The organism is Mesorhizobium sp. M7A.F.Ce.TU.012.03.2.1 (genome assembly GCF_004006095.1).
In the GTDB taxonomy this organism is placed as follows: Bacteria; Pseudomonadota; Alphaproteobacteria; order Rhizobiales; family Rhizobiaceae; genus Mesorhizobium.
Window position 1 is genome coordinate 2,932,134 of record NZ_CP034779.1, and the last position, 14,843, is coordinate 2,946,976.

Below are 14,843 nucleotides of genomic sequence, written 5' to 3' on the forward strand. Positions count from 1 at the left end.
TCTGAGGCGGGTGGTGTTGACAGAAGACGCTGAGGGGCCTGTTGCATTGCGGCCTGAAATCCAGGGGCTGCGTGGCATTGCCGTTGCCCTGGTGGTGGTTTTCCACATCTGGCCCGCGGTTCTTCCTGGCGGGTATGTCGGAGTCGATGTGTTCTTCGTCATCTCGGGCTATCTCATCACCGGTCTGCTTGCCCGCATGGCGCTGCGCGACGGCCGCATCTCGCTGATGGCCTTTTATTCGCGGCGAGTGCGGCGACTGCTGCCGACTGCGATCCTGGCCCTTCTTGCCACGCTCGCAGGAACGCTGGTCTTCCTGTCCATGGCACGTTGGGAAGAGACGGCAATCCAGGTCTCTGCCAGTGCGCTCTATGTGCAGAACTGGCGGCTTGCCTGGCAGGCGGTCGACTATCTCGGCGCCGAGGAGGCGGCGAGCCCGGTGCAACATTACTGGTCTCTATCGATCGAGGAGCAGTTCTATATCGTCTGGCCATTGCTGATGGTGGCAGGCCTTTGGCTGGCGCGCCGTCTCGGGCGGCCAGCGAAAGGCGTATTCCTCGTAGGGCTGACCGCGGTTTTTGCCGGATCGCTGATCGCCTCGGTTGTCATCACCCGGAGCGATCCGGCCGCCGCTTATTTCGTAACCCATACCCGTCTGTGGGAGCTGGCGCTCGGTGGCCTGCTGGCGCTGACGGTCCATCGGTTCAGGGCAGGGCTGCCATTGCGCGCCGCAATGGCCATGACCGGTATTGGCGCCATCGGGTTTTCAGCGCTTTTCTTTTCGGCCTCGACGCCATTTCCTGGCGCCGTTGCGTTGCTGCCGACCCTGGGGACGGTGCTCATCATTGCCGCCGGCGGCATCAAACTAGGCCGGTTTCGCGGGCTTGACGCCAGCATCCTTTGCTATGTCGGCGACCGGTCGTATTCGATCTACCTCTGGCATTGGCCGCTGGTTGTTTTCTATTCGGCGCATCGCCCCGCCGCCGGGCTCCTTGCAGGTGTCGTGCTGATCGCCCTGACGCTGGCAATCTCGGATCTGTCCTACCGATATGTCGAACAGCGCTACCGGCAGCCGCGGTCGGATACGGAACGGAAACCTCTGGCCTATGCCACTGCCGCCGTTGCCGTCTGCGTGATGGTGTCGGGTGGGCTCGGCTATGCGCTCGACAGGCAAGACGTCGATATCAGCCTGATCGGGACACCGAATTATCCAGGGCCGGCAGCGCTGCTTGCCAACGCTTCGGTTCCGCGCGACGTGGAACTGCTGCCATCCCTCGGCAAACTCAGGCGTGACGTACCGATCGTCTATCGACTGAAATGCCATCAGGAGCAGGACAGCACGCAAGCTGTGGGCTGCCAGCTCGGCGATCCCCAGGGAACCAGGACCATTGTCGTCGCAGGCGATTCACACGCAGCACAATGGATCCCTGCCATCGACAAGATTGCCAGGGACCGCAAGTGGAAATTGGTCACCTTCACCAAGGCTGCATGCCCTTTCACCCTTGCCGCTGTGACGGATGACGGTAAGCCGTATGAGGCCTGCGCAACATGGCGCGACAACGTTCTCGCCGAGATCAGGAAATTGCGGCCAGACCTGATGTTCACCAGCCAGTCTCGCTATTCCGACACACCGGAGCCGGCAATGATCGACGGTTTGCGCAGCATCTGGAGCGACTTGAACAGAACGGGCGTGCGTATTATCGCCATTCGGAACACGCCTTTCGTCAAGTTCGATCCCGGTGATTGCCTGGCCGCCGATGCCGACAAATGCGTCAACGCGCGACAGGAGGTGGAGACGAGCGATGTCTTCGCCCTCGCCGCGGGGGCATTGCCAGGGGTCCGTGTCGTTGACATGAACGATGCCTTATGTGGCAAGGACAGCTGTTCGGCCGTGGTCGGCAACATCATCGTCTGGCGCGACCATCACCATATGACGGCCACCTATGCGCTGGCGCTGGCGCCCTATCTGGCGAAGGCGGCGGGTCTCTAGCGAGATATCAAGGCGTAGCGGCTTTTTCGCATCAACATCGTTGACCAACGCCAGGGCCGGCATTCGAACACGACTTAACCCGCCTTTAAACCGCCGCATCTACTCTTCAACCCGAACGCCATAGGCATCGGGGATATCAAGCACAGCGCATGGCGAACCGCAGGGACAGTCGCATCGAACCCAGTTTCGAGGGGCCGCCGCAGGCGCGGTCCTCGGCGGGTCTTTCGGTGAACGAGGAGGATCGCGTCGTGCCGAGCAATCGCAAAGCCTCCGCAAAACGCAAGCCGGCCAAAGGGAAATCGTCGCGGGCCAAGCGCGGCAGAAGCCGGCGCGGCCTGTTCGGTGTGCTCGGCCGGCTGTTCTACTGGTGCTTCGTGTTCGCCATCTGGGGCGGCATCGCGGTGGCCGGCATCGTCGTCTACTATGGCGCCAAGATGCCGGCGGCGACGACCTGGTCGATTCCCGACCGCGCCCCCAACATCAAGATCGTCTCTGCCGACGGCCAATTGCTCGCCAATCGCGGCATGAGCGGCGGCGAGGCCGTCGGCCTGCATGAAATGTCGCCCTATATCCCGGAAGCCGTCATCGCCATCGAGGACCGGCGCTTCTACTCGCATTTCGGCATCGACCCGATCGGGCTGTCCCGCGCCATGGTCACCAATGTGCTTGGCGGGCGTTTCTCGCAGGGCGGTTCGACGCTGACCCAGCAATTGGCGAAGAACCTGTTCCTGACACCCGACCGCACGCTGGAACGCAAGGTGCAGGAAGTGCTGCTGGCGCTGTGGCTGGAGCACAAGCACACCAAGGACCAGATCCTCGAAATGTACCTGAATCGGGTGTATTTCGGTTCCGGCGCCTATGGCGTCGAGGCCGCCTCGCGCCGCTATTTCGGCAAGAGCGCGCGCGACGTCACCCTGTCGGAAGCCGCATTGCTTGCCGGCCTGTTGAAGGCGCCGTCGCGGCTGTCCCCGGCACGCGATCCGAAGGCGGCCGAGGAACGCTCGCAACTGGTGCTTGCCGCCATGCGTGACGAGGGAAAGATCAGCGCCAAGGAAATGACCTCGGCGATGAGCGCGCCGGCAACGCGCGCGCCGTCCTACTGGACCGGCTCGGAGAATTATGTCGCCGACACCATCATGGAGGAATTGCCCGACCTGATCGGCGATGTGCGCGGCGACATCGTCATCGACAGCACCGTCGACCTCAACCTGCAAAAGCTCGCCGAACAGTCGATCCGCAGACTGATCGACGAGAGCGGCAAGAAGCTCAACGTCACACAGGGCGCGCTGGTGTCGATCGACGATTCCGGTGCGGTACGTGCCATGGTCGGCGGCTACGACTATTCGACGAGCCAGTTCGACCGTGCTTCGGAGGCACGTCGCCAGCCGGGCTCGGCGTTCAAGCCGTTCGTCTATATGGCCGCGCTCGAAGCCGGTCGCACGCCCGACAGCATCCGCAACGATGCGCCGATCAAGATCGGCAATTGGACACCCGACAATTACGGCGGCAAGTATTTCGGCAAGGTGACGCTGGCCACCGCGCTGGCCAAGTCGCTGAACTCGGTGGCGGCGCAACTGACCATGGAGGTCGGGCCGAACGCGGTCGTCGAGGCGGCGCACCGCATGGGCATCCAGTCCGACCTGATAGCCAACACCTCGATCGCGCTCGGCACTTCGGAAGTGACGCCGCTGGAGCTGACCTCGGCCTATGTCCCCTTTGCCAATGGCGGCTACAAGCCGGACATCCATTTCATCCGGCGCGTGACGACCACCGAGGGCAAAGTGCTTTACGACAGCGGCGGCGGCAGCGCGCCGCGCGTCGTCAAGCCTGAGATCGTCGGCATGATGAACTCGATGATGACGGGCACGGTTGAGATCGGCACTGCCCGGAAAGCGGCTTTCGCCTGGCCATCGGCCGGCAAGACCGGCACCAGTCAAAATTCGCGCGACGCCTGGTTCGTCGGCTACACCGCCAACCTCACCACGGGTGTGTGGTTCGGCAATGATGATGGCAGCCCGATGAAGAAGGTCACCGGCGGCGCACTGCCGGCGCAGGCCTGGCACGAATTCATGGTTGCGGCCCACGAGGGTGTGCCGGTGCGGCCGCTGCCCGGCACCTGGAAATCGACGCCAGCCGACACTATCGTCCCCGACGAGATACCCTCGGCGAACAACACGGCGCCGGTTCCGTCAACCTCGGTCGGCCAGCAGGCACCGGCGCGGCCAGCAGCGCCGGTTGCCCAAGCACCGGCCCGCGCGGCCCGTCCCGCCCAAACCGTCGATGCCGATGGCCTTTCCATGCCGGAGGATGACGGCGCCACCGCGTCGATCAAGCATCCGGTGCCGCTAAGCGACGTGGGCGGTCCGCGCAAGAAGCGGCAGACCTCGATCCTCGACCTCCTTGGCGGCTGAGTAGATCCGCTAATTCGCCTTTGGCTTGGCGCTGCCCAACTTCTTGCTGTCAAAGGTCAGTTTGTCGCTGTGAATCTTGCCTTCGCTGATGGTGAGGTGCTTGGCGCAGGAAAGCGCGCCGGACGACTTTGTCATCAAGTCATACATCAGCAGCGCCTGGTGATCGTCGCCGAAGGCCGCGATCATGCGCACACCGGTCACATCCTGTGATAGTTTGGTCAGGCCCTCGAGATAGGGTTTCTTGCCGGTCGATTGCTGCATCGGCCCATCAAAGACGACGTCGTCGGCGACCAAGGATGCTGCTTTTTCGAGGTCGTGGCTTGTCCACGCCTTGGTGAAGGCGGTGGCTATGTCGAGGGGTGCTGTCTGTGTCATGGCTCTGTCCCGATTGATTGATTCAGAACCCCGCGCCCTTTCCGCATTCACGGACCAACGGCGAGCGGGCCCGCCAGTTCCCTCATCGAGGTGAATGGTGACATTTCGGCCTCTCGCCACCTCGGCGGCGTTCGGCTACATCTGCCGGCCGGAGACCTTGAAATGACTGAGCTCGACACCCGAAAGACCATCGTGCTGACCGGCGCCAGCCGCGGCATCGGCCATGCCACCGTCAAGCGTTTTTCGCGCGAGGGCTGGCGCGTCATCACCTGCTCCAGGCAGGCTTTCGCCGAGGACTGCCCGTGGCCGGCCGGGCCGGAAGACCACATCAAGGTCGATCTCGCCGATCAGGAGGATGTCGGCATCGCCGTCTCCGAAATCCGCCACCGGCTGGAAGCGCATGGCGGCCAGCTGCACGCGCTGGTCAACAATGCCGGCATTTCGCCGAAGCTCAAGGACGGCAACAGCCGCATGGATTCGATCGACACGCCGATGCATGTCTGGCGCGACGTGTTCCAGGTCAATTTCTTCGCGCCGATCATGCTGGCGCGCGGCCTGTTCAAGGAACTGGCGGCGGCCAAGGGCTCGATCGTCAACGTAACCTCGATCGCCGGAACCCGCGTGCATCCCTTCGCCGGCACGGCCTACGCGACATCGAAGGCGGCACTAGGCTCGCTGACGCGCGAGATGGCACATGATTTCGGCCCGCACGGCATCCGCGTCAATGCCATTGCGCCCGGCGAGATCGACACCGCGATCCTGTCACCGGGCACTGACAAGATCGTCGAGACCATTCCTCTCAGGCGCCTTGGCACCACGGCCGAAGTCGCCGACATCATCTTCTTCCTATGCTCGCAGCAGGCGTCCTATGTGACGGGCTCGGAAATTCACATCAATGGCGGCCAGCACGTGTGACAAAACAGGATGCTCATCCTGTTATGGTGAGAACGGCCTTGCCGCTGAAGCTGCGCTGTCGCAGTGCGTCCAGCGCTTCGGCGATGTCTGTCCACGGCACGGTCAAGGCCACGCGCGTTTCGAGCCGGCCGGCCGCGACCAGAGCGAGCAGCGAGGCGATGTCCTCGCCAATGCCTGGACCGGACGTGTAGTACGCAAAAGTCTGAAGCCTTGCTCCCTCATGATCCGGAACGAACTGGCGGAACCCGACAGGCGTCAGTTCGCCGCTGCTCGAACCGAACATGACGATGGTCCCGCCAGGTGCGATGCGTTCGATCGCGTGTGCGAGGCTTTTGCCGCCCACCGACTCCGTGATCAGCGAAAACGGTCCCTCGGCCAGCTCGATCGCTTCGACAATCTGCTCGGCGCCGAGGCCGCGGAGATCCTCGGCGTGCCGGGCAGCGGCGATTGCCGTCACCGAGGCGCCCTGCTCGCGGGCAAGCTGGACCTGGAAACGACCGACCGCGCCGCTTGCGCCGGTGATCAAGACCTGCTGGCCGGCGAGGTCCCCGCCATGGCGTAGAGTCCTCAGCGCCGTCGTACCGGCGACAGGAAGCGTGGCTGCGGAAACGAAGCTGACGTCATCCGGCAGGACGGCGAGACGGTCGGTTGGGACTGCGATGCGTTCGGTCCAACCAGCCTCGTCGACCAACGCGACAACCCGGGCGCCGACGGTTGGCCCGGAACCATCGGCTGCTCTCCGTTCGACAATCCCCGCAATGTCCTGGCCGGGTATCCAGCCCTTGGGGCGTATGGCAAGCAGGCGCAGTTCGCCGCGATTCAACGAAGTGGCGTGGACCGAGACAAGCGCTTCATTCGAGGCCGGTTGAGGCTCGGCGACGTCGGCGAGCCTCAACCCGGTCGCACTTTCGGGAGAGATGACCAGGGCGAGCATGGCGTACCTTGTTGCTGGCTTGCCGGTGCCAGCTTGCGTTGGAAAGCACGGCAAGCTGAGTACCCATGTGGGTAGCGAGCCATACCGGCGACGGCGCGCAGCCTCACACGATCAACCCTGCGCGAACCGGAGCCTATCGACTTCCGCGGTTAAAGAATTTAGCTATCATGGCGGTTCATCGCTTATAACAGTCAATCATGAGACAGCCCCTCAGCTACCCCTGGCTTGATCTCGATGTGGATGACCCTTCCGCGTTGTCGATTGCCGTGCGCGTCGACATCCCCGACACCCGAGCGGAAGTCCCCGCCCACCGGCACCGCAAAGGCCAGCTCGTCTTCGCGCTCGGCGGCGGCGTCACATGCCGCGTCCCAAGCGGTCTATGGATGGTGCCGCCGCATTGCGGGGTGTGGATCCCCGGCGGCATGGAGCACAGCAATGTCGCGACCGCCAACGCCCGGATTTTTTTCGTCTACATAGAGCCGGGAGCCGCCGACCTGCCGGAGCGGTGCTGCACGCTTTCGATCTCGCCACTGCTGCGCGAATTGATCATCGAGCTTTCCGATCGGCTGCAGGACGACGAGGCGAGGGGCGAGCTCTTGACCAAGATACTGCTCACCGAATTGTCACGCATGCCTGTCCAGCAATTGCACCTGCCGATCTCATCCGAGCCGCGCTTGAACAGGATCGCCGAAGCGTTGGCGCAAGACCCTGCCGACCGCAGTACGCTGGCGGACTGGGCCAAGCGCATGGCGCTCAGCGAGAGCAGCCTCGCCCGCCTTGTGACAAAGGAGACAGGGCTGAGTTTCGGGCGCTGGCGCCAGCAATTGCACTTGATTGTTGCAATTCGGGAACTGGCTTCCGGCAAGAGTGTCCAGCAAGTCTCGGGCGATCTCGGCTATGGTTCGGTCACGGCCTTCATCACCATGTTCAAGAAGGCGCTTGGGAAGCCGCCGGCCAAATACCTCAGTGGTATCGCGCAAAATGGCGGCTCTGCATTCGTGGCGTAATGCTCACTTGAAGGCTGGGTCGAGCCGATCACGTTGCCAGCGCGCGAGAGTGCAGCTTGGGCTTGGGACTCAGGCCACCGATGGCTCGGCGGTTTCGCGCCTCAACTCCGGTTTGGAACCGAGAACTTCTTCCACAATCCCGCGCGCAATCTCGCGTTCACCCATGATCACCGTATCGGCGCCCAAACCCTTGAGATGTTCGACCTCGGCATCGGAATGGGCACGAGCGGTGACGTTGATACCGGGATTGGCGGCGCGGGCTCGGAGAACGATCTGACCGGCTTCGAAGGCATTGGGGATGGCAAGGATCAGCCGGCTGGCGCCTTCGGGATTGGCGGCGGCGAACACTTCGGCATTGGCCGCATTGCCGGCGACGGTCTCGATGCTGTCCGCTTTCAGCTTGGTCAGGGTCTTGTCGGCGTCCTCGATGACCAGGAAGGGCAGTGCCGCGTCTTTCAGCGCCGAGCCGACCAGGCCACCGACACGGCCGTAGCCGATGAGGATGGCATGGCCGGTGAGTGCCGTCTTTGGCGGCGGCCCGTCCTCCCTTTTCGCCGTTGTCGCGACAGAGGCCACCTGGCCCGGCTCCGTCGCCGGACCAACCGGTTTTGCTTCGACCGGCGGTGCCGTCCTGGCGGCGCGCCGTTCCAGCCACGGCTTCATCCAGTCGATGGCCAGGAACATCAGCGGGTTGAGGACGATCGACAGGATGGCGCCGGCCAGAATGAGGTCGCGACCTTGTTCGGGCAACAGTTTCAGCCCGACGCCGAGCTCGGCCAGGATGAAGGAGAATTCGCCGATCTGGGCAAGGCTTGCCGAAATCATCAATGCGGTGGCCAGGGGATAGCCGAAGGCAACGACGATGACGAACGCCGCCAGCGATTTGCCGATGACGATGATGGCCAGCGTTGCCAGGATCGGCCAGCCATTGCTGATCAGGCTGAACGGGTCGAACAGCATGCCGACCGAGACGAAGAACAACACGGAAAAGGCATCGCGCAGCGGCAAGGATTCTTCGGCGGCACGGTGACTGAGTTCGGATTCGCTCATGATCATGCCGGCGAAGAATGCGCCCAGCGCCAGTGAGACCCCAAACAGTTTGGCCGCGCCAAAGGCGACGCCGAGCGCTATGGCAAGCACCGCCAGCCGGAAGAGCTCGCGCGAGCCGGTGTGGGCGACATAGTGCAGGATCCAGGGGATGACCCGGCGGCCGACCACCAGCATGACGACGACGAAGGCGGCGACCTTGGCCAGCGTGATGCCGACGACGCCCCAGATGCCGTAGCTGGCCGGCAGCGACAGCAGCCCGCTCGCATGGGCGTCGGTCTGCTCCTGGCCGCCGAGCACGCCGGCCAGCGCCGGCAGCAGCACCAGCGCCAGCACCATGGCCAGGTCCTCGACGATCAGCCAGCCGACAGCGATGCGGCCGCGCTCGGTCTCAATCATCCGCCGCTCTTGCAGAGCGCGCAGCAGCACGACCGTCGAGGCGACCGATAGTGCCAGGCCGAACACCAGTCCCGCGCCCATCGACCAGCCGAGCATCCACGACAACCCGGCACCGAGTGCGGTGGCAAAGCCGATCTGGACGACGGCGCCCGGCACGGCTATGGCGCGCACCGACAGAAGATCCTTCAACGAGAAGTGCAACCCTACGCCGAACATCAGGAGGATGACCCCGATTTCGGCCAGTTCGTTGGCAAGGCCGGCATCGGCGACGAAGCCAGGCGTGTTCGGCCCGACCAGCACGCCGGCTACGAGATAACCGACCAGCGGCGGGATACGGAAGCGGTTGGCGAGAGCCCCGAAGATGAAAGCCAGCCCCAGACCGGCGACGATGGTGGCGATAAGGGGCGTGTCATGCGGCATTGTCTATGGAGCGCCTTTCAAAAACAGCGATGTTGGATGAGCGCCGCCCAAAGCCGCCGCCTGTTTGGCAATATGGTGGATGGTATGTCGGCGATGCAACCCGCGAATCCGTGAAATCGACGGCGCTGCCGCAAAAATTTGACCGGCAGCTGAGAAGCTGCCGGCCGGATCGGAATTTGTGCGGTGCTATTCGTCTCGATCCGTCAGGGCCGATCGACAATGATCAGCCTGCCCGCAGCAGGGCCTCGATTTCCGGTATGGCATGGTTGGTCAATGTCTTGGGAATTTCGGCGGTCACCTTGTCCTCGACCTCCTTGTGCAGCTTTTTGCGCATTGTCCCAAGCACCACCGGCGGTGCGACGAGCACGATCTCGTTGAATTCGCCGTCATGCGCGAGCTTGTAGAGCCGGGCGGCGATTTCATCGGCGAAACGCTCCTTGCCGATGCGGTGCCAGTCCGTATCCTGGACTGCGCTGCGGTGTACGGAGGGACCATCATTGTACCGGCCCGGGCTGTCGCTGCCTTGCTCGCGGGTGGGCGGGTTGTCCTGCTGTATTTCCTGCACCACCTCGAGATTCGGATATTTGTTGTCGCCGGCGTTCCTGAGGAAAAGCGCCTTCTCGCCATCGGCCACCATGACCCAGATACCGTGCTTGAGTATGATTGTGTTCATGATGACAGGCTCCTTTTCAGCCGCGTGGTGGCCTTTCGTGGCGTTCCGCAGCCGGGGTTTCGATCCGATATGACAGGCCTTTTGAGAACGCGCCCCGAGCCACTAATGTTCCAGTCGGCCGCCGCGTCAGCGTTGAACATTCTGGCTATCCAGAGTTCGCGGCTTTAATCTACTAATTTGGTAGAATTTAGAAAAAACAGTTTTGCGGCTTTTCTCCCCGGGCGCTAAAAGACCCGGAAAACAAGGCCTGCGACAGCAGCTTGAATCCGCTCCATCTGCAAACGAGAAATATTTTTCTCTTGGCTGGGATGCTTTCAGAAAAGCAATTGCATCCCGACAAGGGATGCGCGAGTGCGTTCCTTCTGGTTTCTCGCGCCCGCGCGTAGAACTGCAAGCTCATTCAGGATTCCGCTCGCGTCCATGTCGCACACTGCTCCCAAGCTCAGCGCCTTCCCCGTGTTCATGCGGGTCGAGGGCGAAGCCGTGGCCATCGTTGGCGGCGGCGAAGAGGCACTGGCCAAGGCGCGGCTGATCGGACAGTCGAGCGCGGTCCTGCGGATCATCGCGGAACACGCCGAGCCCGACCTGCTCGCCTTCATCGCCCAGGCCGGCGCGAGCCATTTTGCCGCCGCTTACGACGCATCGCAGCTCGAAGGCGCGATCATGGTGTTTGCCGCCAGCGGCGACGAGGAACTCGACCGTCGGGTGGCTGCGGATGCGCGCCGCCTAGGCATTCCGGTCAATGCCGTCGACCGGCCTGAGCTTTGCGATTTCTTCACCCCGGCGCTGGTCAACCGCGCGCCGGTCGCCATCGCCATCGGCACCGAAGGTGCAGGCCCGGTGCTTGCCCAGATGTTGCGCGGCCGCATCGACCGCATGCTGTCGCCGTCGCTCGGGCCGCTGGCAATTCTTGCGGCGTCGTTTCGCGGGGCTGCCGAGAAGCTGCTGCCGAAAGGCAATGCCCGCCGCCGCTTCTGGAATGATTTCTTCTCTGGCGCTCCTGCGCGCGCGGCCGAAGCCGGCCAGCTTTCGCAGGCGCATGACGCTGCCGTCGATCTTCTGCTGTCGGACACGCCCGCTTGCGGTCACATCGCGCTGGTTGGCGCCGGTCCGGGCGCCGAGGATCTTTTGACCTTGCGGGCCCATCGTCTGCTGATGGAAGCCGATGTCATCGTCCATGACGCGCTGGTGCCCGAGGCGGTCGTTGCCATGGGGCGCCGCGATGCCGAGCGCCTGCCGGTCGGAAAGCGTAAGGGCTGCCACACCAAGAGCCAGGCTGAGATCAATGCGCTGCTGGTCGAGCTTGGCCGTGAAGGCAAGCGTGTCGTGCGGCTGAAGTCAGGCGATCCGCTGGTGTTCGGCCGGGCGGGCGAAGAGATGGCCGCACTTCGTGATGCCGGCATCGCCTATGAGGTGGTTCCGGGTGTCACCGCGGCCTTTGCCGCCGCCGCCGATTTCGAACTGCCGCTGACCTTGCGCGGTGTCTCCTCGTCGATGGTGTTCACCACCGGCCACGACCTCAAGGGCAATTCGCTGCCCGACTGGGCCAAGCTCGCCATTTCCGGCGCCACCGTCGCCGTTTATATGGGCCGCTCGGTGGCCGCCGAGGTTGCCGGACGGCTGATCGAGGCCGGTCTGTCGCCGGACACCGCGGTGGCCGTGGTCGAGAATGCCAGCCTCGCCAACCGGCGTCGCTTCCACGGCACGCTTGCCGACCTGCCGTCGCTGGAAGCGCGCGCCGATCTTTCCGGCCCGGTCATGACCATCATCGGCGATGCGGTCGCCGGCGCCAACTTTGAGCGATCCGAGCCGCTGGCGGCACACAGGCATGAAGGTGCGTCCAGTTCGATCGCCGAAGGAGTTCAGCAATGAAGATACTGACCGCCAACCGCCTCACCGACGGCATTGCCGTCTGGTACGCCGACGGCGGCTGGGCCGAGACGGTGGACCATGCTGACCTCGCCCACGACAAGGCAGCCGAGGACAGGCTCGAGGCGATCGGCGCCAAGGCCTATGCCGCCAACGAAGTGGTCGACGTCAATTTGATCGACGCTGAAGTCGTCAACGGTGTCGTCCAACCGGTGCGGCTGCGCGAGAAGATCCGCGCCGCCGGCCCGACCATCCGCAACGATCTCGGCAAGCAGGCTGCGCGGGCAGCATAACCAAGACACCAGGCATGGGCGGACGCGCCCTGAAAGACCAAGCATGTACCGTTACGATGAGTTCGACCACGATTTTGTCCAGGCCCGCGTCGCCGAGTTCAGCGACCAGGTGCAGCGTCGTCTTGCCGGCGAGATCACCGAGGACCAGTTTCGCCCATTGAGGCTGATGAACGGCGTCTATCTTCAACTGCATGCCTACATGCTGCGCATCGCGGTGCCTTACGGCACGCTGAACGGCAAGCAGTTGCGCATGCTTGGTCACATCGCCCGCAAATACGACAAGGGCTATGGCCATTTCACCACCCGCCAGAACATCCAGTTCAACTGGCCGGCGCTGTCGGACATTCCGGCGATCCTGGCGGATCTCGCGAGCGTTGAGATGCATGCCATCCAGACCAGCGGCAATTGCATTCGCAACGTCACCGCCGATCACTTCGCCGGCGCTGCCGCCGACGAGGTCGCCGATCCGCGTCCCTACGCGGAAATCCTGCGGCAGTGGTCGTCGGTGCATCCGGAATTCTCGTTCCTGCCGCGCAAGTTCAAGATCGCGGTGACGGGTGCCGAGCGCGACCGCGCCGCCATTCAGACCCACGACATCGGCCTGCACCTGAAGAAGAACGCCGCCGGCGAACTCGGTTTCGCCGTCTATATCGGCGGCGGCCAGGGCCGCACGCCGATGGTTGCCCGCAAGATCCGCGACTTCCTGCCGGAAGCCGACCTTCTGTCCTACTGCACGGCGATCCTGCGCGTTTACAACCTCTATGGCCGCCGCGACAACAAGTACAAGGCGCGCATCAAGATCCTCGTCCATGAGACCGGCGTCGAGGAGATCACCCGCCAGGTCGAGGCCGAGTGGCAGGAGTTGAAGGACGCCGAGCTGAAGCTGCCGGAAGCCGACATCCGCGCCATCGAGGCCTATTTCGCGCCACCGGTGCTCGCCGGACGGCCGGAAGGCGACCAAGCGGTCAAGCTGGCGCGGCTCGATTCCAAGGGGTTCTCGGAGTGGCTCGATCAGAATGTCGTGACGCACCGCCATCCCGACTATGCGGCGGTGACGATCTCGCTGAAGGGCATCGGCGAGGTGCCCGGCGACGCCTCGGACAGCCAGATGGAAGCAATCGCCGACATCGCCGAGAAATATGGCTTTGACGAACTGCGCGTCAGCCATGAGCAGAACCTGATCCTGCCGCATGTGGCCCGCGCCGACCTCAAGGCGGTCTATGATGCGCTGGTCGGCATCGGCCTGGCGACGGCCAATTCCAATTTGATATCGGACATCATCGCTTGCCCGGGCCTCGACTACTGTGCGCTGGCCACGGCGCGCTCGATCCCGATCGCGCAGGAAATCTCGCGCCGCTTCGCCTCGCTTGAGCGGCAGCGCGAGATCGGCGAACTGAAGCTGAAGATCTCCGGCTGCATCAACGCCTGCGGTCATCACCATGTCGGCCATATCGGCATCCTCGGGGTCGAGAAGAAGGGCTCTGAGCTCTATCAGGTGACGCTGGGCGGCTCGGCCGACGAAAACACCTCGGTCGGCGAGATCATCGGCCGCGGCTTCTCGTCGGAAGAGATCACCGACGCCATCGAGCAGATCGTCGAGACCTATCTCGGCCTCCGGCTCGACCCGCAAGAGAAATTCATCGACGCCTACCGCCGAGTCGGTCCCGCGCCGTTCAAGGAGGCGCTCTATGCTGGCGAAGCCAAGGCCGCTTGACCGTATCGGAGACGTCGATGACGGTATCGCCGCCAAAGCGGCGGGGCTCGATGCGCTCTATGGTCATCTGAAGCCGATCGAGATCATCGAACGCTCGGCCCGCGAACTGTTCCTCGACGAGATCGCGGCGGTGTCGTCGTTCGGCGCGGATTCGGCTGTGCTGCTGCACATGATCGCCAAGATTGACCGGACGCTGCCGGTCATTTTCCTCGACACCGGCAAGCATTTCGAGGAGACGCTCGGCTATCGCGACGCGCTCGCCGCCGATTTCGGGCTGACCAACATAAGGGTGATCAAACCCGAGGAAGCAGCACTCGAACGGATCGATCCGACGGGCAATCTGCATCAGAGCAACACCGACGCCTGCTGCGACGTGCGCAAGGTGGAGCCGCTGGCGCGCGGTGTCGCGCCATTTCGTGCCTGGCTCACCGGCCGCAAGCGTTTTCAGGCCGCGACGCGGGCGGCGCTGCCGGTGTTCGAGGCGGTCGGTCCGCGCATCCGCATCAATCCGCTGGCGCATTGGACGACATCGGACCAGGCGGACTACATGCGCGCGCATGCGCTGCGCGAAAATCCGCTGGTCGCCTATGGCTATCTGTCGATCGGCTGCTTCCCGTGCACGCAGCCGGTGCAGCCGGGCGAGGACGCGCGCAGCGGCCGCTGGGCCGGTCACGCCAAGACCGAGTGCGGCATTCACCTGTCGGGGCTGGAGAAGTCGCTGACCGACGCATCCCTTTAGGATATGCTGATATTCAGGTGAGGCTGGCCTGCAAACGGCAGCTTCCTGCGCTTCCGGTGC

Annotated in this window: 12 protein-coding genes; 8 read left to right on the forward strand and 4 right to left on the reverse strand. The window is 63.6% G+C overall.

What is annotated here, in order from left to right; all coding sequences use genetic code 11:
• Positions 1-16 precede the first annotated feature (16 nt).
• Both EJ079_RS14155 and EJ079_RS14160 read left to right on the forward strand, forming a co-directional pair.
• A complete protein-coding gene (locus EJ079_RS14155; protein ID WP_164873790.1) occupies positions 17-1,987 on the forward strand; it encodes an acyltransferase family protein in 1,971 nt (656 codons plus the stop codon).
• A 149-nt stretch (positions 1,988-2,136) separates the two neighbouring features.
• Positions 2,137-4,398, forward strand: coding sequence for a transglycosylase domain-containing protein (locus EJ079_RS14160; protein ID WP_127809298.1), 2,262 nt, complete (start codon positions 2,137-2,139; stop codon positions 4,396-4,398).
• Positions 4,399-4,407: 9 nt separating this feature from the next.
• Here EJ079_RS14160 and EJ079_RS14165 read toward each other — a convergent pair whose 3' ends face one another.
• Positions 4,408-4,773, reverse strand: a complete 366-nt coding sequence (locus tag EJ079_RS14165; RefSeq protein WP_127809299.1) for a nuclear transport factor 2 family protein — start codon at positions 4,771-4,773, stop codon at positions 4,408-4,410.
• Between the two features lie 162 nt (positions 4,774-4,935).
• On the opposite strand from EJ079_RS14165, the gene EJ079_RS14170 reads away from it, so the two are divergent.
• On the forward strand, positions 4,936-5,688 hold the full coding sequence (locus EJ079_RS14170) for an SDR family oxidoreductase (RefSeq protein ID WP_023812510.1): 753 nt from the start codon (positions 4,936-4,938) through the stop codon (positions 5,686-5,688).
• Between the two features lie 13 nt (positions 5,689-5,701).
• Here EJ079_RS14170 and EJ079_RS14175 read toward each other — a convergent pair whose 3' ends face one another.
• Positions 5,702-6,622: a zinc-binding dehydrogenase gene (locus EJ079_RS14175; RefSeq protein WP_127809300.1), complete on the reverse strand. Its 921-nt coding sequence runs from the start codon at positions 6,620-6,622 to the stop codon at positions 5,702-5,704.
• A 197-nt stretch (positions 6,623-6,819) separates the two neighbouring features.
• Here EJ079_RS14175 and EJ079_RS14180 point away from each other — a divergent pair, with 197 nt between their 5' ends.
• Entirely contained in the window at positions 6,820-7,629 is an 810-nt protein-coding gene (locus EJ079_RS14180; RefSeq protein WP_127809301.1) for a helix-turn-helix transcriptional regulator, read from the forward strand.
• A gap of 69 nt (positions 7,630-7,698) precedes the next feature.
• On the opposite strand, the gene ybaL is transcribed toward EJ079_RS14180, so the two are convergent.
• Entirely contained in the window at positions 7,699-9,495 is a 1,797-nt protein-coding gene (gene ybaL / locus EJ079_RS14185; protein ID WP_127809302.1) for a YbaL family putative K(+) efflux transporter, read from the reverse strand.
• Positions 9,496-9,718: 223 nt separating this feature from the next.
• Positions 9,719-10,168: a host attachment family protein gene (locus EJ079_RS14190; protein ID WP_127809303.1), complete on the reverse strand. Its 450-nt coding sequence runs from the start codon at positions 10,166-10,168 to the stop codon at positions 9,719-9,721.
• Between the two features lie 420 nt (positions 10,169-10,588).
• Here EJ079_RS14190 and cysG point away from each other — a divergent pair, with 420 nt between their 5' ends.
• From cysG to EJ079_RS14210, 4 genes are read left to right on the forward strand one after another with little or no spacing between them, the layout of a single operon-like run.
• Positions 10,589-12,040: a siroheme synthase CysG gene (gene cysG / locus EJ079_RS14195; protein WP_127809304.1), complete on the forward strand. Its 1,452-nt coding sequence runs from the start codon at positions 10,589-10,591 to the stop codon at positions 12,038-12,040.
• Entirely contained in the window at positions 12,037-12,330 is a 294-nt protein-coding gene (locus EJ079_RS14200) for a DUF2849 domain-containing protein (RefSeq protein ID WP_027037731.1), read from the forward strand. The genes cysG and EJ079_RS14200 overlap by 4 nt, the downstream gene beginning before the upstream one ends.
• A 43-nt stretch (positions 12,331-12,373) precedes the next feature.
• Entirely contained in the window at positions 12,374-14,044 is a 1,671-nt protein-coding gene (locus EJ079_RS14205) for a nitrite/sulfite reductase (protein ID WP_127272508.1), read from the forward strand.
• Positions 14,019-14,783 carry a phosphoadenylyl-sulfate reductase gene (locus tag EJ079_RS14210; protein ID WP_127272509.1) on the forward strand — a complete coding sequence of 255 codons (765 nt, stop codon included), beginning with the start codon at positions 14,019-14,021 and terminating at the stop codon, positions 14,781-14,783. Before EJ079_RS14205 ends, EJ079_RS14210 begins: the two co-directional genes overlap by 26 nt.
• Positions 14,784-14,843: the final 60 nt, after the last annotated feature.